Here is a 23431-nt window from a genome sequence, read left to right as displayed (position 1 = left end):
AATCGCGTCAGCGCCAGATGGTCAGATCCTCGAGCCGCGCGCCCATTGACGGCCGGCCCGCACCGTCGTGCGGTCCCAGACTAAGAACGCCTACCAGGTCGCCCCCGATGCCCAATTTTCGTTTGATAGCGTCTTCCGCCACCAGCACATCGGCCATAAAAACAGCTCCGAGACCCAGGGCATTTGCCGCAAGCCACATATTTTCCACAGCAGCACCGATGCCCAGCATTTCACTGCCATACCCTGTGATCGCTTTAACGCTGGTACCTGTCGAAGCCAACTGCCTTTTCCGGCCGCTGAACACACCGCGATTTTCGACGAATATGCCAACCGGTGCTATACGAAGAATCTCGACCGATTCTATAACTGTGCTGGGGAAGTACTTGCGAGGTAATCCGGTCGATATATGAGGTTGAGGGCCGTATACGCTCGCCCCCTTAGCTTCCTGGACGTAGTCGGCGATCGAGTCGAGCAGAACTCGGTCCTGCACAATGTGGAAGCGCCAAGGTTGAGCATTCTTTGAGGAGGGCGCGGCAAGTCCACACTCTACGATGCGGACCAGGTCTGGTGCCGGTACCGGTTCGCTCGTGAATGTTTCCCTTATGCTGCGCCGCCTCAGTATTAAGTCGATGAACTCTTTCGCAGTCGTATCGGTCAACGGCACGAAAATGGCTCCCTTCTTGCGAAAGATTTCCCATTAAAACTATCTGGAATGTCGAGTTAAATTAGGCGGGGATGCCCATGGTGAATTTCAGCGTCACCGTTTCGATGGGTCGACGGTAGCGTGAGAGTGTTGTGGGTACATGGAACGCAGCTGGGTCCCAGCGCGACACCATAGTGCTGCGTGATCTCGCGAGCCGCCAAATACGCATCGAGCATGAATTCGGCGGAGGGCACCGTCCAGTCTCTCATCGGGGTGGCTGGGTCAGGCCGGAACGGACTGAGCACCGGTGTACAGCCGCGGCTGGCGATCTCAGTGATGCCTTCCAGTGTTGACTCCAGTGGTTCGATACCCAGCATGAACATCGACCGGACCCGGTGTCCGCCGAGCACCGACGCCGCGTTGGCCAGATATTCCAGGTAGTGGGTCCTACCCTGTTTGTGCTTGCGCGGCATGAGCCGGCGGGCCAGGTCGTCGCTCCAGACCTCGAGGTTGACACTGATTTCGTTGATCCCGATCTCGTCGAGCCACAACGGATCCATGACGTCGCCGACCGGCACCATCATGATGTCTATTGGGACATCAGGGAATTGAGCAGCGGCAAGCTCATACAGGGCGCGCATGTAGCCGTAATGCTCCGGACGCGGTGTTCCGCCGGATATCAGAACATGGCTAGCCGGCTGCAGTGGATCAGCAAGGGCGACCTGAACCAGCTCAATTAGTCGGTTGACGTCGTTGGCTCGATACCGGAACTCATACGGAATATCGCAGAATTTGCATGTGAACGCACAACCGCTAATCGGGGAGATTCTCACGCGGTCGGTATGTGTGAAGCCTAGGCTGCTGTAGGCAATCCCCTCGCTGTTGGTCTGTCCATGGAATTGGGGCGGCATCCAAAATTTTGCGCGCGACGAGAATCCGTCGCCATCAACCCACAAGCCCTCACTGTCAACACATAGCTGGAAAATGCTGTTGCTGACGAAATTCGGATTGTATTCCTCGATCGGCGCGTTGACCCACACATCACCTTCCAGGACCAAAACGATACCCGATGTCGACGGATAATCCGCCGGTGTCAGCGGGCGGTCACCGTTGTGCGATCGAATGTATTCCGCAGCCTCGGCCGTGATCTGGATGCCAGATTGTAAAAGGTGAAATTTGAGACGTTCGGCTTCGGTTAGTGAAATCACCCTAGAATTTATCATCGCCTTCTTTTCATGATCTCGTACGCCGAAACTGCATACGCGAGACAGGCGCCGGCCTTATGGTGGCGGATCTTCTTACACAGCGCTGTCTGCGGTAGAAGCAAGGCGTGGGTTCCGTTCCGTGAACAACGGCCCGGCTCAATTCGTCGTGTGGCACGATGCGCAGCCTAGCGGTTACTGTACCTTCGTGCTCACCGCGGAGGGTCTATTGCGTCTGAAAGTCCACTGGCAATTCACCGGCATTTCGCTGGATAGATCAGCAGCTCAACACATGTCAGCCTATGGTATGTCACCATTCATCGTTCACAAGTCTGAAACAAATACCCACGCCATGTTTCGGTGTCGTAAGGCGGAGGTGAACACCTGGTTCGAGGAATGGTTCAACTGCCGGTCGATAATAACGCGAGACGTATATATACGTCAGTCGTCATGCATTGTGTGTTGCGTCATCATGGGTGGGACGATGTGGCACCGCGATCGCATTCACACGTCACCCGACAGCGGTTACGTCTTGGACGATCGCATCAGCGTTTTTCCATCCTGCCCCTGCGAGGAGAGGTATCCCTTGTCCGGCCAATCTGGTTATCGGTGGTGTCGAAATGACTGATCGCGCTCGCTTAATTGACAAGATCGTTGCCAAGCTCGCCGATCGCCGGCTGGTATGGTTCGGGACTCGCGGCGACGATGTTCAATCCGTGGCCGAGCTCCCGCAGCTCTCGGCGGTTTTCTCCGTCATCAATGCTTACAGCCCAAGCGACCACATGACCGCTATGTCCCTGGAGGAGCTGTCGAGAAGGCGCGTCGATCTTGACACGTTCAGCGTCGACGATCACCCGCAGGACATGATGGTCGATGTGCTGAGAAATGCCATCTATACGGCCCTCTCCGGGCCTTCGGCCATTCTCACTTATCGACCCAGCGAGTTTCTTTCGGCGATTACTTTTGCAAAGCAAGGACATACCGCCTACCTGGGCCTGTTCGCGGGGATTCAGCAAGCGTTCGAACACAAGCCGTGGGTGGAAAGTGCGATTGCCGAATTGGGTGTGCCCCGGGTTCCGTGGCATTACATCGCCGACTCTGAATTCACCCGCGCCCATCGCCTGCTCTACGACGGGCCCGTGATGCTGCGCCGCAGCAGAACAACCGGGGGAGTGGGCTTTAATTTAGTGGAATCCAAAGAGCAACTCGAGCGTCGGTGGCCGTCCGCTAGCGAAGCATTTGTGAGCGTTGCGCCATATCTCGAAGGTGCCATACCGGTAAATGTGTCGGGTGTCGTATGGCAAGAAGGGGTCTCGGTGCATCCGGCATCAATTCAGTTGATTGGAATCAAAGGTTGCACTACGCGCAAATTTGCGTACTGTGGAAATGATTTTGCCGCGGTCACCGATTTAGGTCGGGAGACTATCGAAGACATCGAGTCGGCGGTGCGTGCTGTTGGCGGCTGGTTGCGGTCCCAAGGATATTTGGGCGCGTTCGGAGTGGACTTTCTGGTACACAACGGGGTGCCGCTGTTTTCTGAGGTGAATCCGCGGTTCCAGGGGTCAACTCGGTTGTCCTGCGACATAGCCGTGGAAATGGGACTGGGATGCTTGCTTCTGGAACACATCGCTTCATTCCTCGGTATCCAAAAACCCGCCCAGCCATCGTTGTGGGAAATTTCGGCGGGCGCACCTCCACGCGCGCAAATCGTGGTCCATCACACAGGGGACACGGCTTCGGCGGTAGATCCAACCTACACGGTCGATGCGTTCGAAGCGTCTGGAAATCTGCTTCGTGCAGACGTATTGACGCACCCGGCTTTGGACACCGATCCATGCGCTACAGTCGCTCGGCTTACGGTCGATCGCGCTGTTACCCGCTGCGGATATGAATTGGTTCCTGATTTCAACCGCATTCTCACAGATTTGAAATCTCATGCCGGAGTCAGCGCTGCGATGGCTCGGGCGTAACGAGGCCGGGCCGGTGCCCGCATCGTTGCAGCCCGTGGTCGTCAAATTTAGAAAGGTGTGCGAGCCCCTGATGAATGTCGAGCGTATGAGTGTCCAGCCTGCGGTGTGGCAACGATCGAGGTCTAAGTGGCGGTCGTGAGACCCTCGGCCGCGGACATCGATGCTGCGGCAGAGTATTTCGGCTTTGATCTCGAGGCCGGGGCCCGGACGGAATTTCTTGCCGGCGTGAAGTACACGCTGCAGTCATACGACCTGGTCGATGAACTCTATGACGATTACGGCCCACCGCGGGCGGCTCGGCGTAGCTACCGATTTCCACCGCCTGGCGACGACCCGCTCAACGCTTGGTGCGTCACCTCCGAAATCCGTTCCGCGACTGAGGGCTTGCTGTCAGGTAGACGGGTGGCTATCAAGGACAACATCGCGGTAGCGGGAATTCCGATGACCAACGGGTCGAAGGCCTTGGCTGGTTTCATCCCGAACCGGGATGCAACCGTTGTCGAACGCATGCTCGCCGCCGGTGCGACCATTGCCGGAAAAAGCGTGTGTGAGAATTTTTGCGGTTCGACCTCGAGTAGCAGCTCGGCTACGGGTCCGGTTCGTAACCCATGGGACCACACACGTGAAACGGGCGGATCCTCTAGTGGGAGCGCTGCCTTGGTCGCATCTGGTGCGGTCGATTTCGCCCTGGGCGGTGACCAAGGTGGATCGATCCGGCTGCCGGCGTCGCTCTGCGGCATCGTTGGGCTGAAGCCCACCCACGGGTTGGTCCCTTACACGGGCGCGGTCACTATCGAGTCGACTATCGATCACCTCGGTCCGATGACCCGCACCGTCGCCGACGCAGCGTTGGTGCTGACGGTTCTCGCCGGAGCCGATGGAAAGGATCTGCGCCAGCCGAATAATGTTGCTGTAATTGATTATCGGTCGATGCTCGACAGCGGCGTGGCGGGTATGCGGGTAGGTATCCTCGCTGAAGGTTTTGGACAACCAGATTCTCGACCAGAGGTCGACCGGCTGGTCCGCGCCGCCGCACTGCGGCTGAGCGAGATCGGTTGCACCGTAGGCGAAATCAGCGTGCCCTGGCATCGCAAAGCGCTGCACGTATTCGCCGTTATCTTCACCGATTGCTTCTACCAGATGCTTAACGGCAGCGGTCATTGGCTCGGCGCCGATCAAGGCGACGAGCCAGAGCTTCTGGCGCACTTTCTAAGTCAGCGCATGGCCAGAACCCAACAACTATCGGCGATGATCAAGATGACAGTGTTGTGCGGGCACTACAGTACGAAAACGTTTGGTGGTACCTCTTGTGCGAAGGCGCGCAGTCTGCTGCCGTACATACGCGCCGCATATGACGCGGCGTTGCGTCAATACGACGTGTTGGTACTGCCTACCATTCCGCGTACCGCGAGAATGCGTTCGGCAGATAGCATTTCGGATATTTCACTGCATACGGTAGCCAATACCGCACCACTGAACCTCACCGGTCACCCGGCGATCTCGGTGCCCGCCGGGTTGGTGGACGGATTGCCTACCGGAATGATGATCATCGGCAGGCGGTTCGACGATGCGACTGTGCTTCGGGTAGCCAACGCCTTCGAGTCGCTCTACGGCGGGTTTCCGACCCCACCGAACATGTGGTGTGGACCTCCCAGGCCGCTATAGGGCAAGTGTTGGGAGACGGCGTTATTCCAGACCCTCATCGCCATCATCGGTCGTGGCCTTGCCGCTCGCGCAGTGTTGGCGCTGGACAAAGTCAGCGAAAAGGAGTTGGTGGCACGTGAACGCTCATCTCGTCTGGCCGCGCTATGCCGAACCTGCTGACCTAACAGCTATCGAGGCGGTGCCATTGGCCGAGCGGGGCTTGCCGAGTTCGACGTATGAGATACTCAGCCGCGCCGCCAGCCTATGGCCAACGAAGCCGGCGATCGCGGTGCTGCGGGAGGCAGCCCAGTGGCGGGAGCCCCAACGACGAACATTCAAGCAGCTGTTCAGCGATGTGACGCGCACGGCAAACATGTTGCGGGCGTGCGGCGTAAATCGGCGAAGTGCGGTGGCGCTCCTGTCACCAAATTGCGATGAGCTGATCACCGCAACCTTGGCAGCCCAAGCCGTCGGTATCGCCGCGCCGATAAACAGCGCTTTGTCGTATGAACACGCCTGCGCGCTGATCCGCGGATCGGGCGCTCGTGTTGTGATCGCCGCCGGTCCCAGCCTGGACGAGAACAGCTGGCGGCTGACAACCAAACTCGCAAACGATGGTGTCGTCGACACGGTGCTGGTGCTGCGGCCGACCGGAGCCGGGGGCGATCACAGCTTCGTGTCTGATCTTGATGGTGCGGTGGTGCACTATATGACCGACCAAGCCAAGAGGTACGGGGATACCCGCCTGTTCGCCGAACCGCCTGAACCTACGGATCTGGCGGCGATATTCCACACGAAGGGGACAACCGGGACCTCGAAACTGGCGGCCCATACACACTCTAACGAGGTGACAAACGCGTGGATGCTTGCTGCTGACAGCTCGCTTGCCCACGACTCGGTGGTTTTCGCAGGCCTGCCACTGTGTCACGTTGTCGCATTCGTCGCAGCTGTACTGACGCCCATGCTGCGGGGCCAGCAAGTGGTGTGGGCAGGACCGCTCGGCTTCCGAGACCCGGGCATCTATACCGATTTTTGGAAGATTGTGGCTCACTACCGAATTGCGGTGATGAGTGCAGTCCCCAATGTCTACCGGGCGTTGGCGCAATGCCCGGTAGACGCCGACATCAGCAGCATGCGGACGGTGATCGCCGGTACCTCGGCACTGGCGAACGAAATCCGGCGGGATTTCGAATCGCGCACCGGCCTGACCCTGCTCGAAAGTTATGGCCAAACGGAGGCGACCTGCGCCAGCGTCCGTAGCTTTCCCGACCACCCTCGCCCGGGCTCGGTCGGGCAGCGGCTGCCGTATCTGATGGTCAAAGCGATTCACGTCGACAGCGGCGGGCGCTGGCACGACTTGCCGGCCGGCGAGGTTGGTCACCTGGCGATCAGTGGCTCCACGGTATTTCCCGGCTACGTAACAGCTTGCGAAACAACAGGATTCATCCTCGACGGCAAAGGAAAGCTGTTCGCCGGATGGCTCGATACCGGTGACATCGGCTGGGTCGACGACGGCGGCTTCATCCACATCACCGGCAGGGCGGTTGAGCCGCAACAAGTTCAAGCGGCGCTGGCCGATCTTGACGGGGTTGATCAAGCGGTAGTGATCGCTCGTTTCGACGATCATGGCAAGCAGCGCTTGGTGGGTTATGTCACCGGTACCGCCGATCCGGTGCGGTTACGCGTGCAGCTGGCACAGCACCTGCCGGCGGATATGGTGCCCGCTGCGATCATGGCCATCGCGCAGGTGCCGCTGACACTCAGTGGGGAACTCGACATCGCAGCGCTGCCGGATCCCCAATACCGCGATACCGGCGTTTACCTGGCTCCCAGCACCGCTGCCGAAGAAGTGTTGGCCGGCATCTACACCCAGGTCCTCAAATTGCCGCGGGTCGGCATCGACGATTCGTTTTTCGATCTGGGTGGCGACTCACTGCTCGCGATGCGCGCCGTCGCCGCGATCAACACCACTTTCGACACCGACGTAACTGTGCGGATGATCTTTGAGACGACAGTCGCCGAGCTCGCGGCGCGGCTGGGCGGCTCACCGCGCCGCTACGGCCCGCTACGAGCCGGTTCGCGTCCTGCGGTGCTGCCGTTGTCGTTCGCCCAGCGCCGGTTGTGGTCCATCGAGCAGTTGCAGGGGATGTCAACGCTTTACAACAGCGGGTGGGCGGCTCGGCTGAATGGTGTGCTGGACGCGGACGCCTTGGCTGCTGCGGTGGGCGACGTGGTGGGCCGCCACGAAAGCCTGCGCACGATATTTCCCGCGGTGGGAGGCGTGCCACAGCAAGTCGTGGTGCCGGTCGAGCACGCCGATGTCGGTTGGCAGATTATCGATGCTTCGGGCTGGAGCCCCCAGGTCCTGGACGAGGCGATCAGCGCCGAAGCGCGGCGCAGTTTCGATCTGGCTGCTCAGATCCCATTGCGAGCGCGACTGTTTCGGCTCGACGGTCACACCCATGTGCTGTTGATCGTGACCCACCATATCGCTACCGATGGCTGGTCTAGCGCCCCGCTGACCGCCGATCTGAGCAGGGCCTACGCCAGTCGGTGTGCTGGGCGGGCCCCGGATTGGGAACCGCTGACGATCCAGTACGGCGACTACACGCTGTGGCAGCACGAGAACCTGGGTAGTGCCGCCGACCCGGATAGCCCGATCGCTGGCCACCTTAGGTATTGGCAGCAGAAGCTTGGCGGTCTCCCGCCACGACTACAGCTGCCCACCGACCGGCCCTACCCACCGGTCGCAGATCACCGCGGCGACCTGATCGAAATGTGCTGGCCCGCAACGCTGCAGCAGCAGATCCACCAGCTCGCCCGCCGCCACCAGGTCAGCAGTTTCATGGTGGTTCACACCGCGCTAGCGGTGTTGTTATGCAAACTGAGCAACACCACTGATGTTGCCGTGGGATTTCCCATCGCAGGGCGCAACGATCCGGCCCTGGAGGATTTAGTGGGTTTTTTCGTCAACACCTTGGTGCTGCGAACCCGGATCAGCGGTGATCCCAGCTTTGCGCAATTGCTGGCCCAGATCCGCCACCACAGCCTTGACGCCTTCGACCATCAAGACCTGCCCTTCGAAGTCCTCGTTGAACGGCTCAACCCGCCTCGTTCGCTGGCCCATCACCCCTTGATCCAAGTAATGCTGGCCTGGCAGAACACTGCTCCCGCTCAGCGCAAAATCGGTGACTTGGACGTCACGCCGATCCAGCTCAACACCCACAGCGCTCACTTGGACCTGACGTTGTCGCTCACCGAGCGTTTCAGCCCGGACCGCGTCCCCGACGGTATTAACGCAACCGTGGTGTTTCGCACCGATGTGTTCGACCGCGCGAGCATCTCCACCTTCCTCACCCGGCTACAGCAACTGTTGGTAGGCATGGTCGCCCATCCCGATCAGCGCCTCTCCGGCGTCGATCTGCTCACGCGCGCCGAGCATGCCCTACTGGCAAGGTGGGGGAACCACAAGGCGGTGAAATCCCCGACATCTCCGAAATCCCCCACATCCCCGAGATCCTCTGCGGCGCAAGCGCAGAGCTCTATCCCGCAGTTGTTTGCCGGCGCGGTGGCCCGCGCACCGCAGGCGGTTGCACTGGTCTACCAAGGCCACTCATGGACTTATCGAGAGCTTGACCACGCCAGCAACCGGCTGGCCCAGCTACTGGCCCGGCAGGGGATCGGCGCCGGTGCGGTGGTCGCGCTGCTGCTGGAACGCTCTGCACAGGCCATCATCGCGATCTTGGCGGTGCTCAAGACCGGAGCGGCCTATCTCTGCATTGACAGTCATCACCCCGATAGCCGCATCGGCTTCATGCTTGCTGATGCCATGCCGACGGCCGTGATCACCAATGCCGGTCTGCGTGCCCGACTGGCCAGATACGGCCTGCGCCTGATCGATATCGACAACCTTGCCATCAGCGCTTACCCCACCACCGCACTGGCCTTTCCCGACCCCGACCACATCGCCTACCTGATCTACACCTCCGGTACAACTGGAACACCCAAAGGCGTGGCCATCGCCCACCGCAACGTCACTCAACTGTTCGGGTCGATGACCTCGTTCAGGCCTGAACCTGCACAGGTGTGGAGCCAATGTCACTCCCATTCCTTCGATTTCTCGGTATGGGAGATCTGGGGTGCGCTGTTGCACGGCGGACGCCTGGTCGTGGTACCAGAGACGCTGACCCGGTCCCCAGCGGATCTGCGTGCTCTTCTGGTCGCTGAGCGGGTCACCGTGCTGAGCCAAACTCCGTCGGCGTTCTATGCGTTGCAGGCCGCCGATGCGACACATCGAGAGCGCAAAGGCCAGCTCCGTCTTGATGCGGTGGTGTTCGGTGGTGAAGCCCTTGACCCTCAACGTTTAGGAGTCTGGCGGGAGAACCACCCAGGACTACCCAGGCTTATCAATATGTTTGGCATCACCGAGACCACGGTGCACGCTTCGTTTCGCGAGATCGATCATCACGACATAGACCGCGCGGTCAGTCCGATCGGGGCACCGCTGCTGAATTTGTCGTTCTTTGTCCTCGACAGGTGGCTGCGCCCGGTGCCCGCCGGTGTAGTCGGTGAGTTGTATATCGCGGGAGCGGGGGTCGCTTGTGGGTATATAAGACGGCCCGGTTTGACCGCGACTCGATTTGTGGCATGCCCATCCGCGGCCGGGGTGCGGATGTATCGCAGCGGTGACCTGGTGCGGTGGTGCGCTGATGGCCAGCTGCACTACGTGGGGCGCGCCGACCAACAGGTGAAAATCCGTGGGTACCGCGTCGAACTCGGTGAGATCCAAGCGGCATTGGCGGCTCTGGATGAAGTGGATCAAGCGGTGGTGATCGCCCGCGAGGAGGCTGATGGCCAGAAGCGGTTGGTCGGCTATGTCACCGGGGGAGCCGATAGGGTCCGCCTGCGCGCCCAGCTAGCCGAGCGGCTGCCGCCCTATATGGTGCCGACGGCGATCGTGAGGTTGCAGCAACTGCCGCTAACCGTAAACGGCAAACTCGACACCAAAGCGTTGCCGCTGCCCAATTACGGCGACACCGGTATCTATCGGGCGCCGAGCACGGCGCTGGAAAAAGCGTTGGCCGGCATCTTTTCCCGTGTCCTCACGCTGCAGCAGGTCGGCATCGACGACTCGTTTTTCGACTTGGGTGGCGACTCGCTTTCCGCGATGCGGGCCATCGCCGCGATCAACGCCGCGTGTAACACCGACCTAACCGCGCGCGTCTTCTTCGAAGCGCCGTCCGTGCGGAGCTTGAGTCAACGGCTGCAGAGCGCGCCCAGTGGGGGATCCGGCGCCAATCGGGCCAGCTTTGCGGCAGTGCACGGATGCGAGGTCACCGAGGTGCACGCCCGGGACCTCACACTGGGCAAATTCATTGATGCCACGACGCTCTGCGCCGGCGCGAACTTGCCCGGTCCAAGGGCCCAGGCGCGGGTAATACTGCTGACCGGGGCGACGGGTTTCCTCGGACGTTATCTGGCGCTGGAATGGCTGACACGCATAAGTCTGTCCGGCGGCAAGCTCATCTGCTTAGTGCGGGCCGAATCCAACGATGCGGCGCGTGCCCGCCTCGACAAGGGATTCGCCACTGGCGACCCACTGCTAGTGCACCATTATCAGGGGTTGGCTGCCCAGCACCTCGAGGTGATCGCGGGCGACAAGGCCGAGCCCAACCTGGGCTTGAACCACCAGACCTGGCGGCGGCTGGCCGACACCGTTGACACGATCGTTGACTGCGCGGCTCTGGTCAACCACGCGCTGCCCTACAGCCAACTGTTCGACCCCAACACTTTTGGCACCGCCGAGCTGATCCGGCTTGGGGTGACCACAAAGCGCAAGCGCTACATCTACGTGTCGACGGCCAGCGTGGGCAACCAGATTGCCCCGGCACAGTTCACCGAGGACGCCGATATCCGGCTCATCGGCTCGACGCGGGTAATCGATGATGGCTATGGCAACGGCTACGAAGCCAGTAAGTGGGCCAGCGAGGTGTTACTGCGGCAAGCCAACGACCTGGGCGGCTTGCCGATAACAGTGTTTCGTTGCGGGATGATCCTCGCCGACACGACATACGCGGGGCTCCTCAACCTGCCCGACACGCTCACCAGGCTCGTCCTCAGCCTGCTGATCACCGGTATCGCGCCCGGCTCGTTCTATCGGCTTGACCGCGATGGGCACCGGCAGCCCGCCCACTTCGACGGGCTGCCGGTGGAATTCGTCGCGGAAGCGATCTCCACGCTGGGTGTGCAAGCGGTTGACGGATTCCAGACATTCCATGTGGTGAATTCGCACGACGACGGAATCGGACTGGACGAGTATGTCGACTGGCTCATCGATGCCGGTTATCCCATCCAGCGGATCGATGACTATGAGGACTGGCTGAACCGGTTCAGTGCCAGCCTGAGCGCATTACCGGATCGCCAGCGCCGGTATTCGCTGCTGCCGTTGTTGCCGAATTTTCAGCAGCCCGCGCGGCCGAGCGCGGCTTCGGCCACGCCGTCGGACCGGTTCCGCGCGGCGGTGCTAGACGCGAAAATAGGACCGGACAAGGACATTCCACACATAACGCCACCCATCATCACGAAGTACGCCACTGATCTGCAGCTGCTCGGCTTTGTGCCAGGACTCCTGGCGTAGGTGACTCAGGGACGAAGTTGCTGCGGCCTTATGTATTTCGAAATCCACTAGACCGGCTGTGCGCTACGTACCTGCTCGACGCGCTGCGGTGCCGGCTGTGGGCTCGCGTGGGTGTGCACTCGGCGTGGCCACCAGAACCAGCGGCCGAGCAGGGCCGCGATCGCGGGCATCATGAATGAGCGCACGACGAGGGTGTCGAACAGCAGCCCGATCATGATCGTGGTCCCGACTTGGCCGACGACGCGAAGGTCGCTGGTCACCATCGAGCCCATCGTGAAGGCGAATACCAGGCCGGCGATGGTGACCACCCGGCCGGTGCTGGCCATCGACCGGATCATGCCGGTTCGCAGGCCCGCGCTGATCTCCTCTTGGAAGCGGGCTACCAGCAGCAGGTTGTAGTCGGATCCGACCGCCAGCATGACGATGACGGCCATTGGCAGCACCAGCCAGTGCAGCGGCATGTGCAGGATGTGTTGCCAGACAAGGACCGACATCCCGAACGCTGAACCCAGGGACAGGGTGACCGTACCGACGATGACCGCGGCGGCGACCACGCTCCGAGTGATCGCCAGCATGACCATGAAGATCAGGCACAGGGACGCGACGACCGCGATCAGCAGATCGTAGGTGGTGCCTTCGCGCATGTCTTTATAGATTGACGCGGTGCCGGCGAGGTAAAGATTGGCATCGGCCAATGGTGTTCCTTTGACCGCCTCGCTGGCGGCCAGCAGGATCGGGTCGATGTGCGAGATGCCTTCGGCCGTAGCGGGATCACCCTTGTGAGTGATGATGAAGCGCGCCGATTTTCCATCGGGTGAGAGGAACAGCGTCAGGCCGCGTTTGAAGTCGGGATTGTCGAAGGCTTCGGGCGGCAGGAAAAACGAGTCGTCGTTTTTCGAACCGTCGAGTGCTTGCCCCATTGCGGTCGCGTTGCGGGTCATATCGTCCATTTGGGTGACCAACGCCGAGAGGGTGCTCGCCGTGGTCTGCACGAGTCCTTTAACGGTCTGCATCGTAGTGATCAGCGGCGGCAGCAGGGCGAGCAATTGCGGCTGCAGTGAATCGAGACGGTCGACGTCGTCGGTGAGATGGCCGACGTCCTCGGCGAGCTTGTCGACACCGTCGACGGCGTCGAACAACGACCGCAGCGACCAGCAGATCGGGATGTCGAAACAATGCTGTTCCCAATAGAAGTAGCTTCTGATCGGTCGCCAGGTGTCGTCGAACTCGGCAAGCTGGTCCCGTAATTCGTTGGTGTTGGCGCGCATCTGTCGGGTGTGGGCATCCATGACGTGGGTGGCGTGGGTGAGGTCGCGGACCACCTCTTGCTGGCGCGTGGTGATGTCGATCATGTGTTGTAGCTCGTCGATCATGCTGTACATGTCGCCGATTCGCTTCTTGAGGTAGTCGATGTTCTCGATTGTCATCGCGCTTTGCATATTGAGCTGAAACGGAATCGAGCTGTGGTCGATCGGCGATCCCAACGGTCGGGTGATGCCCTGTACGCGGGCGATTCCGGGCAGGTGGAAGACGGCTTTGGCGATGCGGTCCAGCAGCATCATGTCCGTCGGATTGCGCAGGTCGTGATCGGCTTCGATCATCAGCACCTCCGGTTCCATGCGGGCCGCTGGAAAGTGGCGGTCCGAGGCGAGGTATCCGATGTTGGACGGTGCGCTTTGCGGGAGGTAATGGCGTTCGTTGTAACTGGTTTGATACTGGGGCAAGGCGAGCAGTCCGATGAGTGAGATCAGCGCCGTGCCGACCAGGACCGGCCCGGGCCATCGCACGACCATGGTGCCGATGCGCCGCCAATGCCGAGTGGTCGCCGTGTGTTTGGGCTCGAAGACACCGAACCTGCTGCCGAGGGCAATGATCGCCGGAGCCAGGGTCAACGAGGCCAGGATCACCACCAGCAGACCGATCGAGCACGGCGCTCCGAGCGTCTGGAAGTAGGGCAACCTGGTGAGGCTCAGGCAGTAGATCGCGCCGGCAACGGTCAGCCCCGAGCCCAGGACAACATGGCTGGTACCGCGAAACATTGTGTAATAGGCCAAGTTTCGGTCATGTCCGGTGCTGCGCGCCTCTTGATAGCGGCCGATGAGAAAGATGATGTAGTCCGTCGACGCCGCGATCGTCAGTGTGGTCAACACATTGATGGCGAAGGTGGACAGGCCGACGATGTTGTGGACGGCAAGGGTGGCGACGACGCCGCGGGCCGCGAGGAGTTCGACCCCAACCGTCAGCAGCATGACGACAACGGTCGAAAGTGACCGGTAGGCAATCAAAAGCACGATCGCTATCACGGCGACCGTGACAGCGGTGAGCCGTTCCAGGCTCCGGTTGCCGGAGGTGTCTTGATCGGCGTCGAGTGCACCAGGTCCGGTCACGTACGCCTTGATTCCCGGCGGCGCCACCACACTTGCCACGATGTGCTGAACCGCGGCGACGGACTCGTGGGCCCGCGCGGTGCCCTGGCCACCGGCGAGATACAGCTGCGCATATGCCGCCTTGCCGTCAGCGCTCTGCGAACCCGCGGCGGTCAGCCTGTCGCCCCAGAAGTTGTCGATGTGTTCGACGTGCGTGCGGTCGCGGGATAGCGCGGCGATCAAGGTGTCGTAGAAGTGGTGCGCGTCGTCGCCGAGTTTGTCTTTGCCTTCCAGCACAACCATCGCGGTGTTGTCGGAGTCGAATTGCTGAAAATCTTTGCCGATGCGCTTCATGGCGATAAGTGACGGAGCATCGTTGGGGCTCAACGCCGCGGAGTGTTCTTCGGCGACCGTTTGCAACTGTGGCGCCAGCAGATTCGCGCCAATGGTCAGCGCCACCCATAGCAGCACGACCGGAAGCGACCACCGGTGGATGAACCGTGCGACAGGCGAGTTGCGGGTGCTGGCTTGGGCCGATTTGCCGACCCTCATGCAGATTTCACCAGGCAACTGCTCGCGGCATTGTGGGCACCGACCGAACGCTCGGCACGGACCACGCCATTGACCGTGATCCGGCAACCCAGGGCCGCACCGTCACCCTGTGCCACCACGTGGGCGACTACCGCGGTCAGTGTGGTTTCGATCGTCAGCGACCACGGTATCGTCGCGCCGACCACCTGGTGCGGCTGCGCCTCGGCGTCTAGATAGTTGATCGTGGTGACCGTTCCGGGTGGCCCGAAGATCTCGTAGCGAACGTATTTGGGGTTGAAGGCCACAATGGGGTCGGCGTTACCGGCGTCCGGAACATATCGATGTGAACCGAAGACTCCGTGCAGTCGCATCACCACGGCTGCCCCGACCGCGAAAACGACGATCATCACGATCGGCACCCACATCCGCCTGACAAATCCGATCATCGAACTCCTAAGCCGATCATCGAACTCCCGTTCAGTTGTTTCTGCTGGCAAGACTTGACTACTCGCTGGCCGGGCCGGCGGTCGGGGAATTCCTTCATCAGGTTGGACTATTCCTGCGAGAATGGTGTCATACGTGTGGAAACGTGCCCGTTTTGATGCCGCTCCGTTTGCATTGCCTACTGCTCAGGTGAGTGCCCGGTCAGTTCTTTATAGACGGACGCGATGCCGTTCACGGTGGGTTCGACATCGGCGATTTCGTGGCAGGCGGTCGGGATCAGGCGCAACTGCACGATTCCGGGCGGTACCACTGGGTATGTCACCGCTGAACAGAATATGCCGTGCTGTTCACGCAATCGGGTCAGAAAGGTGAGGGTGGCCAGCGGGTTCAAAGGCAGGTACACGGGGGTGACGAGACTGTTCGTCTTGCCGATATCAAACCCGTTGTATGTCAAGGAACCCTGCAATTCGGACGCCACGGCGTGCGCTTGTCTGCGCAGATCGTCACGGGTGCGCAGCAGTTGCACACGAACCCGAATCCCCGCGACGATCGGCCAGGGCAGGCCCCTGCTGAAGATCTGCGATCGCATCGTGTAGCGAAGCTTCCAAATTATGTCGACTGCCGAGGCGACGAACGACCCGATGCTGCCGACGGATTTGGCAAGCGTCGAGTAGTAGATGTCGATGCCGTCCTGGACACGCTGTTGATGCCCGGTACCGCTGCCGCCCGGACCCATGGCTCCGTAGCCGTGCGCGTCGTCGACGAGTAATCGGAAGTCGTATTTCTTTTTCAGTTCGACAATCTCGCGTATCCGGCCCTGGTCGCCGGACATCCCGAAAACTCCTTCGGTAACTACCAAGACTGCGGCGTCGGCGGCTCGCACGCGGTCGATCTCGGCAAGGCGCGCCTCGAGCTGATCGATGTCATTGTGCGCGAAGGTGCGGGTCTGGCCGCCGCCGCTCTTGTGCAACCGAATCCCATCGATGATGCAGGCGTGGTTCTCCGCGTCCGATACCACCCAGTCCGACGGGGAAGTAAGGGCATCGATAAGCGAAACCATGCCCTGATAGCCGTAGTTGAGAACGAATGCCGCCGGCTTTTTCGTGTGGTCCGCCAGTTCGCTTTCCAACTGCTCAAGCGCGTCGGTTTCGGCTGACATCATTCTGGAGCCCATCGGAGCCGAAAGCCCGTATTGACGCGTGAACTCCTCTTCGGCTGCCCGCACTTCAGGAAGATTGGCGAGCCCTAGGTAATTGTTGTTACTCCACACGATGTGCTCGCGGTCGCGCCACATCATGCGGTTACCGATATCGCCGGTGAGCTTGGGATATGTGCCTACTCCGTGCACGGCATGTGAAATTTGCGCTAAGGGTGCTTCGCTATTGATGAACTTGTCGAACAGATCCATCTTGCTCCAACGTAAGTGCGCCTTAGTTTCCGGTGAAACAGTAGCCCAGCACTCCTGGCTTTACTACGCGTTCCGCAGTTCAAGCGTTATAGCATTACGCCGCTGTATTGCGGCGGCGCGAGCGCAACCGCCCGCGGGCCGCGGCGGCCGAGCGCCCGGCTTTGCCGGGGCGGCTGAAGCCGGTATGGTGTCTCACCAGAAGATACTTGCGTCTCGCATTGTGAGATAGCCACGTGAGACGCCTGTGGTGAGCCGCCCATTACAGAATCGAGGCGAAGATGACGCGCACAATGGCCGAGAAGGTGTGGGACGACCACGTCGTGGTGCGAGGCGAAAACGGTGCGCCCGACCTGATCTATATCGATCTGCATCTGGTGCACGAGGTGACCAGTCCGCAGGCGTTCGACGGCCTGCGCCTTGCCGGCCGTCCGGTGCGGCGCCCGGATCTGACTATCGCCACTGAGGATCACAACGTGCCCACCGTCGACATCGACAAGCCGATCGCCGACTTGGTGTCACGCACACAAGTGGAGACGTTGCGCCAAAACTGCGCCGAATTCGGCATCCGGCTGCACCCGATGGGCGATATCGAGCAGGGCATCGTCCATGTCGTGGGACCGCAACTGGGTCTCACCCAACCGGGAATGACGATCGTCTGCGGCGACAGCCACACTTCGACGCACGGCGCATTCGGCGCGATCGCAATGGGCATCGGCACCTCAGAGGTCGAGCACGTGCTGGCCACCCAGACGTTGCCGCTGCGGCCCTTCAAGACGATGGCGGTCAACGTAGACGGGCAGTTACCGCCTGGAGTCTCGGCCAAAGACATCATCCTTGCGCTGATCGCCAAGATCGGCACCGGCGGCGGACAGGGCCATGTCATCGAATACCGCGGCAGCGCCATCGAATCGTTATCCATGGAAGGCCGAATGACGATCTGCAACATGAGCATCGAAGCCGGCGCCCGGGCCGGGATGGTGGCCCCCGACGAGACCACTTACGAATTCATTCGTGGTCGCCCGCACGCACCGACCGGTGCCCAGTGGGACGCCGCGCTGGCGCATTGGCAACAGCTGCGCACCGATCCCGGCGCCGTCTTCGACACCGAGGTGTACCTCGACGCGGCCTCGTTGAGCCCGTTCGTCACCTGGGGCACCAACCCGGGCCAAGGCGTGCCGCTGGCCGCGGCGGTGCCCGATCCGGAGCTGATGACCGATGACGCGCAGCGCCAGGCCGCCGAGAAAGCGTTGGCGTACATGGACCTTCGCCCCGGCGTCCCGATGCGCGATATCGCGGTTGATGCGGTGTTCGTCGGTTCGTGCACCAACGGCCGCATTGAGGATCTGCGGGTGGTGGCCGACGTGTTGCGCGGCCGCAAGGTGGCGCCAGGCGTGCGGATGCTGGTTGTTCCGGGCTCCATGCGGGTGCGCGCACAGGCCGAAGCCGAAGGGCTCGGCGAGGTTTTCACCGCCGCGGGCGCCGAATGGCGACAAGCAGGATGCTCGATGTGCCTGGGAATGAACCCCGATCAGCTCGCGCCGGGGGAACGCTGCGCGGCGACGTCGAACCGCAACTTCGAAGGGCGTCAGGGCAAGGGCGGGCGAACACATTTGGTGTCACCCGCGGTTGCCGCCGCCACCGCGGTACGCGGCACCCTGTCCGCGCCGGCTGATTTGAATTGAACTCACCGAGAAAGAAAAAGGAAGCGCATGGAAGCCTTTAACACCCACACCGGTATCGGTGTGCCACTGCGGCGGTCCAATGTCGACACTGATCAGATCATTCCCGCAGTCTTTTTGAAACGCGTCACCCGAACCGGTTTCGAGGACGGCTTGTTCGCTGGGTGGCGTTCGGATCCCTCATTCGTGCTCAACCTCAGTCCCTTTGACCGGGGCTCAGTCTTGGTCGCTGGACCCGATTTCGGCACCGGATCTTCTCGGGAGCACGCGGTCTGGGCGCTGATGGACTACGGATTCCGAGTGGTTATCTCGTCTCGGTTTGGCGACATTTTTCGCGGGAACGCCGGCAAGGCGGGGCTGCTGGCGGCCGAAGTCGACCAGGACGGTGTCGAACTTCTTTGGAAGCTCATCGAGCAGAGTCCGGGGCTGGAAATCACTGCCAATCTTCAAGATCGAATTATCACCGCGGGAACGGCGGTGCTGCCGTTCAAGATTGACGATCACACCGCATGGCGCCTGCTTGAAGGTCTTGACGATATAGCCCTTACGCTGCGGAAACTCGGCGAAATCGAATCCTTCGAAGCGGCTCGTCAGGACTGGAAACCGCGAACATTGCCCATCCCCTGACTGGGGCGAACGGGGCGGAATTTCACCGTTTCAAACCGCGACAGTGCGGGTATGCGGGGACGATTTTGTGCCCGCGCCACCGGTCAAGGGCGGCAATCGGATTCCGAGAATATCGATCGCTGGCGCCTGAAATTGCGCGTGGCTCTTGGCAATTTGCCAGGTCAGGGTTTACCGTGTCCACTAGTCGGTTCCAAAACGAGGACCACTGGCTTCGGAGGGTTGGATGAACAAAGCAGAGCTCATAGATGTGCTCACACAGAAATTGGGCTCGGACCGTCGACAAGCGACCGCCGCCGTCGAGAATGTCGTCGACACGATTGTGCGCGCGGTACACAAGGGCGACAGCGTCACCATTACCGGTTTCGGTGTGTTCGAACAGCGTCGCCGCGCAGCGCGCGTGGCGCGCAATCCGCGTACCGGCGAGACGGTGAAGGTGAAGCCGACGTCGGTCCCGGCGTTCCGTCCCGGCGCTCAATTCAAAGCGGTTGTGGCTGGCGCACAGCGTCTCCCGTCCGAAGGCCCCGCGGTGAAGCGCGGTGTGGTCGCGAGCGCGGCAGCCAAGAAGGCGGCAAAGAAGGCGCCGGCTAAGAAGGCGGCCACCAAGGCTCCGGCCAAGAAGGCGGCCACCAAGGCTCCGGCCAAGAAGGCGGCCACCAAGGCTCCGGCCAAGAAGGCAGCCACCAAGGCTCCGGCCAAGAAGGCAGCCACCAAGGCTCCGGCCAAGAAGGCGGCCACCAAGGCCCCAGTTCGCAAGGCAGCCACCAAGGCTCCGGCCAAGAAGGCCGCAAGCAAGGCTCCGGCCAAGAAGGCTCCGGCCAAGAAGGCTCCGGCCAGGCGCGGCCGCAAGTAGTTCGTAAAAGCAAATACCCTTCGGGCGGCAGCGATGCCCCCGAAGGGTATTTGCGTGTGTTAGGCGCGCACGTTGGCGGCCAGTGCGCCGCCGATGTGGTCGGCCGCTATGAGCTTGCCGCCCGACAGCGACAGCACCCAGGTACTGCCCTTGTGGTTGCGTGATCTGTCGGGGCGTATTCCGTCGCGCTCACACCACCATGCGATCAGGTCCGGAATTACCTTGCCCTGCGAGCAGATCACCGGTGTGCCTTTTTGTGCGGCGATCCGCAGCGCTCGATGACGGCCGCGTTTGGGGTTCTTTGCGTAGGCTTCTTCGGACAGGGTGGGCTCGTTGCGAATCGGCACATCCAGCTCGGCGGCCAGTGGCTCTACCGTTTGATGACAGCGCACCCGGTCGGCCGCGTGCACGTCGGTGACACCGAACGCCAGCAGCTGGCCCACCAGTGCCTCTGCCTGTGCGCGCCCCTTCTTGTCCAACGGACGCTTGTTGTCGTCGCCGGAGAAGCGCTGCTTGCTGCCCGCGGTGCCGTGCCGCACCACCAGTACGGTGTGGGTGTCCGCGGGTTGTTTGGCGAACCGGCGCAAGACCTTTCGGTCCGGCGCGTAGTCGAGCTTCTTCAACGCGTCGGCAATCGGCAACCAGATCAGCTCGTCGACCTCGTTGCCGGGAACGAATTTTCCGCCGGTGCTGCGCGCCGCCCAGTAGTGCACCTTCTTGACGCCTTGCTCGATCGGGTAGGTCACCGTGGTGAGCCGCCGGCCAAGGTGCGCATGGTGGCCGGTCTCCTCAAGCACCTCCCGGACGGCCCCCATCGGGGACGTTTCGCCCGGGTCCACTTTGCCCTTAGGCAGCGACCAGTCGTCGTAGCGAGGGCGATGAATCACCGCGATCTCCACCGACTTGCCCGAATCCGCTTTGCCGGGTCGCCACAACACCGCGCCGGCGGCATACACGACCCGGCCCCCCGGGCGCCGGCGGGCCGACGAGTTCTGGATCGACACCTCAACTCCTGCAGGTCAATTCGCGAGGGCCGCTCGCGGTAGTCAGTGTGGCCCGCAAAACCGCAATCAAGTGCACAGTGTCAGGGGCTGGTATGCCTTTCCATCAGCGATACTTGATGATCGCGCACGTTCTGTCCGTCCTGAGGTGAGGCGGTCCATTGGCCGTCGGACCCCAGCTCCCAGCAGCGGGTGGAGGGGTCGAGCGCGGACTCGAACAAGTCGTCGAGTTGCGCGGTCAATCGTGGGTCCTTCACCTGAACCATCACCTCGACGCGCCGGTCGAGATTGCGGTGCATCATGTCGGCGCTGCCGATCCAGAACTCGTCGATGGCCCGGAAGTGAATGATCCGCGAGTGTTCCAGGAAACGGCCGAGTATCGAGCGCACGACGATGTTTTCGGAAAAGCCTTCGGTACCCGGGCGCAGCGCGCAGATGCCACGCACCACGACCTCGACCCGAACGCCCGCCTGCGACGCACGGTACAGCGCGTCGATGACCTGTTCGTCGACAAGGGCATTCATCTTGAGCCGGATATGACCTTTTCCTTTGGCGGGGCCGTCTTCACGATGAGCGGCAACCTCACGCTCGACGCGCTCGATGATGCCGGTGCGGATTCCGTGCGGCGCCACCAACAGATTTCGGTAGGAAAGCTTGCGCGAGTAGCCGGTTAGCGTGTTGAACAGATCCGTGAGGTCGGCACCGATGTCGGGAGCCGCCGTCAGCAATCCGACGTCCTCGTAGAGCCGTGCGGTCTTGCCGTTGTAGTTGCCGGTACCGATATGGCAGTAGCGGCGGATGACCGACCCCTCCCGGCGCACCACCAGACACGTCTTGCAGTGCGTCTTTAGCCCGACGAATCCGTACACCACGTGCACGCCTGCCTGCTCAAGTGTGCGTGCCCAGCGGATGTTGGCCTGCTCGTCGAAGCGCGCCTTGATCTCCACCATCGCCACCACCTGCTTGCCGGCTTCGGCCGCGTCGATCAGGGCCCGAACTATCGGCGAATCACCGGAAGTGCGATACAGCGTCTGTTTGATCGCGAGCACATTCGGGTCCGCGGCGGCCTGTTCGATGAAGCGCTGCACGCTGGTGGAGAACGAGTCATACGGATGGTGCACCAGCACATCGCCTTCACGCAGGGTGGCGAAGATGCTCTTGGGTGTCTCCCGGTCCGCGAACGCGGGGTGGGTGGCGGGAACGAATGCCCGGTCCTTGAGGTCTGGCCGGTCCAGACCGTACACCTGCCACAACGACGACAGGTCCAGCAGCCCGGGCACTTCGATGACATCACCGGGATGCACGTCTAGTTCCCGCAGTAACAACTCGAGCATGCTCTCGGTCATATCGTCGGCCACCTCGAGCCGCACCGGCGACCCGAACCTGCGGCGCGCCAATTCCCGCTCCAGCGCCTGCAGCAGGTCTTCGTCGCGGTCCTCTTCGACCTCGAAGTCCGCGTTGCGGGTGATCCGAAATGCGTGATGCTCGACGACCTCCATGCCGGGGAAGAGCACCGGAAGGAAGGCAGCGATCAGTTCTTCCATTGGCAGATACCGGACTACGCCCTGCGCGTCTGACCCATCGGCTGTGCCAGGGCCTTCGAGTTCTACGAAGCGGTCGACGTTGTCGGGCACCTTGACCCTGGCGAAGTGCTGGCTGCCGTCTCCGGGCTGACGGACGGTGACAGCCAGGTTCAAGCTCAGCCCGCTGACGAACGGGAACGGGTGGGCCGGATCGACGGCCAGCGGTGTCAGGACCGGGAAGACCTGCTCGTTGAAATAGGTCGACAGTTGGTCGCGCTCAGCATCATCCAAGTCCGCCCACGCGACTATATAGATGCCTTCGCCGCCGAGCGCGGGTAACACCGAATCGAGGAACACCCGCGCATGCCGGCTCGCGATCCGCTGGGTCTGTTCGCCGATGCGGGCCAGTTGCTCGCGCGGGGTCAGACCATCCGCCGAGCGCACCGACAGGCCCATCTCGTCGCGGCGCTTGAGGCCGGCAACCCGGACCATGTAAAACTCGTCGAGGTTGGAGGCGAATATCGCCAGGAACTTGGCTCGCTCCAAGAGCGGCAACGAGTTATCGGCAGCCAGAGTTAGCACGCGTGCATTGAAGTCCAGCCAGCTCAGCTCCCGGTTGAGGTAACGATCTTCGGGCAACAGATCGGTGATCGCGTTGGCGGTCGCTGCGGGAGGTGCCGCCAGGGCGGAGTCGTCTGGATCCCAGGCGTTCTCGTCGGCACTCATCTCTGCCTCAGGGCTGGCCTCGATTTCAGTCACCTTGCGATCATTGCTTATCACCCGGTCATGCGGCCAGCGCCCGGTCGACATCCATCCGCCGTTAGTCCGGCGTTCATCGCGTGGACGCCTGGCCCGGAGCGGCTATCGGCGCTTCGGCGGCGGGTTATCGGCGGCGGGCTATCGGCG

Annotated in this window: 13 protein-coding genes; 6 read left to right on the top strand and 7 right to left on the bottom strand. The window is 61.6% G+C overall.

All coding sequences use genetic code 11. The annotated features are described in order from the left end of the window. Positions 1 to 7 precede the first annotated feature (7 nt). Both AWC27_RS02295 and AWC27_RS02290 read right to left on the bottom strand, forming a co-directional pair. Positions 8 to 664 carry a nitroreductase family protein gene (locus AWC27_RS02295; protein WP_169726692.1) on the bottom strand — a complete coding sequence of 219 codons (657 nt, stop codon included), beginning with the start codon at positions 662 to 664 and terminating at the stop codon, positions 8 to 10. 56 nt (positions 665 to 720) lie between these two features. Further along, positions 721 to 1851: a radical SAM protein gene (locus tag AWC27_RS02290; protein ID WP_085669087.1), complete on the bottom strand. Its 1131-nt coding sequence runs from the start codon at positions 1849 to 1851 to the stop codon at positions 721 to 723. A gap of 614 nt (positions 1852 to 2465) precedes the next feature. Here AWC27_RS02290 and AWC27_RS02285 point away from each other — a divergent pair. The 3 genes from AWC27_RS02285 (at position 2466) to AWC27_RS02275 (ending at position 12096) form a co-directional block, all read left to right on the top strand. After that, positions 2466 to 3815 carry an ATP-grasp domain-containing protein gene (locus tag AWC27_RS02285; RefSeq protein WP_085669003.1) on the top strand — a complete coding sequence of 450 codons (1350 nt, stop codon included), beginning with the start codon at positions 2466 to 2468 and terminating at the stop codon, positions 3813 to 3815. Positions 3816 to 3941: 126 nt separating this feature from the next. Next, positions 3942 to 5480 (top strand): amidase, encoded by a 1539-nt coding sequence (locus tag AWC27_RS02280; RefSeq protein WP_085669002.1) that lies wholly within the window; start codon positions 3942 to 3944, stop codon positions 5478 to 5480. A 115-nt stretch (positions 5481 to 5595) separates the two neighbouring features. After that, complete coding sequence (locus AWC27_RS02275) at positions 5596 to 12096, top strand: non-ribosomal peptide synthetase (RefSeq protein ID WP_169726691.1); 6501 nt, start codon at positions 5596 to 5598, stop codon at positions 12094 to 12096. A gap of 47 nt (positions 12097 to 12143) precedes the next feature. Here AWC27_RS02275 and AWC27_RS02270 read toward each other — a convergent pair whose 3' ends face one another. The 3 genes from AWC27_RS02270 to AWC27_RS02260 form a co-directional block, all read right to left on the bottom strand. Beyond that, positions 12144 to 15014, bottom strand: a complete 2871-nt coding sequence (locus AWC27_RS02270; protein ID WP_085669000.1) for an MMPL/RND family transporter — start codon at positions 15012 to 15014, stop codon at positions 12144 to 12146. Next, on the bottom strand, positions 15011 to 15439 hold the full coding sequence (locus AWC27_RS02265; RefSeq protein ID WP_085668999.1) for an MmpS family transport accessory protein: 429 nt from the start codon (positions 15437 to 15439) through the stop codon (positions 15011 to 15013). The genes AWC27_RS02270 and AWC27_RS02265 overlap by 4 nt, the downstream gene beginning before the upstream one ends. 176 nt (positions 15440 to 15615) lie before the next feature. Further along, on the bottom strand, positions 15616 to 16845 hold the full coding sequence (locus AWC27_RS02260) for an aminotransferase class I/II-fold pyridoxal phosphate-dependent enzyme (protein ID WP_085668998.1): 1230 nt from the start codon (positions 16843 to 16845) through the stop codon (positions 15616 to 15618). 278 nt (positions 16846 to 17123) lie between these two features. Between AWC27_RS02260 and leuC the strand changes: the two genes are divergently transcribed. The 3 genes from leuC to AWC27_RS02245 all read left to right on the top strand — a co-directional run bounded on the left by leuC (position 17124) and on the right by AWC27_RS02245 (position 20001). Continuing rightward, a complete protein-coding gene (gene leuC / locus AWC27_RS02255; protein WP_085668997.1) occupies positions 17124 to 18527 on the top strand; it encodes a 3-isopropylmalate dehydratase large subunit in 1404 nt (467 codons plus the stop codon). A gap of 27 nt (positions 18528 to 18554) precedes the next feature. Then, positions 18555 to 19151: a 3-isopropylmalate dehydratase small subunit gene (gene leuD / locus AWC27_RS02250; protein ID WP_085668996.1), complete on the top strand. Its 597-nt coding sequence runs from the start codon at positions 18555 to 18557 to the stop codon at positions 19149 to 19151. A gap of 223 nt (positions 19152 to 19374) precedes the next feature. Further along, entirely contained in the window at positions 19375 to 20001 is a 627-nt protein-coding gene (locus AWC27_RS02245; RefSeq protein WP_085668995.1) for an HU family DNA-binding protein, read from the top strand. A gap of 59 nt (positions 20002 to 20060) precedes the next feature. Here AWC27_RS02245 and mutT1 read toward each other — a convergent pair whose 3' ends face one another. Together mutT1 and AWC27_RS02235 are read right to left on the bottom strand one after the other, a co-directional pair. Next, positions 20061 to 21005, bottom strand: coding sequence for an 8-oxo-(d)GTP phosphatase MutT1 (gene mutT1, locus AWC27_RS02240; RefSeq protein ID WP_085668994.1), 945 nt, complete (start codon positions 21003 to 21005; stop codon positions 20061 to 20063). Positions 21006 to 21085: 80 nt separating this feature from the next. After that, complete coding sequence (locus tag AWC27_RS02235; protein ID WP_085668993.1) at positions 21086 to 23305, bottom strand: RNA degradosome polyphosphate kinase; 2220 nt, start codon at positions 23303 to 23305, stop codon at positions 21086 to 21088. Positions 23306 to 23431 lie beyond the last annotated feature (126 nt).

It is taken from the genome of Mycobacterium szulgai (genome assembly GCF_002116635.1).
Classification (GTDB): Bacteria; Actinomycetota; Actinomycetes; order Mycobacteriales; family Mycobacteriaceae; genus Mycobacterium; species Mycobacterium szulgai.
The sequence above is the reverse complement of the archived record's forward strand: the minus strand, read 5'-3'. Positions and strand labels throughout refer to the sequence as shown.

Excerpts from the sequence above, each read along its gene's own strand:
- AWC27_RS02285 (WP_085669003.1), top strand. The coding sequence starts at position 2,466 with ATGACTGATCGCGCTCGCTTAATTGACAAGATCGTTGCCAAGCTCGCC.
- AWC27_RS02270 (WP_085669000.1), bottom strand. The coding sequence starts at position 15,014 with ATGAGGGTCGGCAAATCGGCCCAAGCCAGCACCCGCAACTCGCCTGTC.
- AWC27_RS02265 (WP_085668999.1), bottom strand. The coding sequence starts at position 15,439 with ATGATCGGATTTGTCAGGCGGATGTGGGTGCCGATCGTGATGATCGTC.
- AWC27_RS02260 (WP_085668998.1), bottom strand. The coding sequence starts at position 16,845 with ATGGATCTGTTCGACAAGTTCATCAATAGCGAAGCACCCTTAGCGCAA.
- leuC (WP_085668997.1), top strand. The coding sequence starts at position 17,124 with ATGACGCGCACAATGGCCGAGAAGGTGTGGGACGACCACGTCGTGGTG.
- leuD (WP_085668996.1), top strand. The coding sequence starts at position 18,555 with ATGGAAGCCTTTAACACCCACACCGGTATCGGTGTGCCACTGCGGCGG.
- AWC27_RS02245 (WP_085668995.1), top strand. The coding sequence starts at position 19,375 with ATGAACAAAGCAGAGCTCATAGATGTGCTCACACAGAAATTGGGCTCG.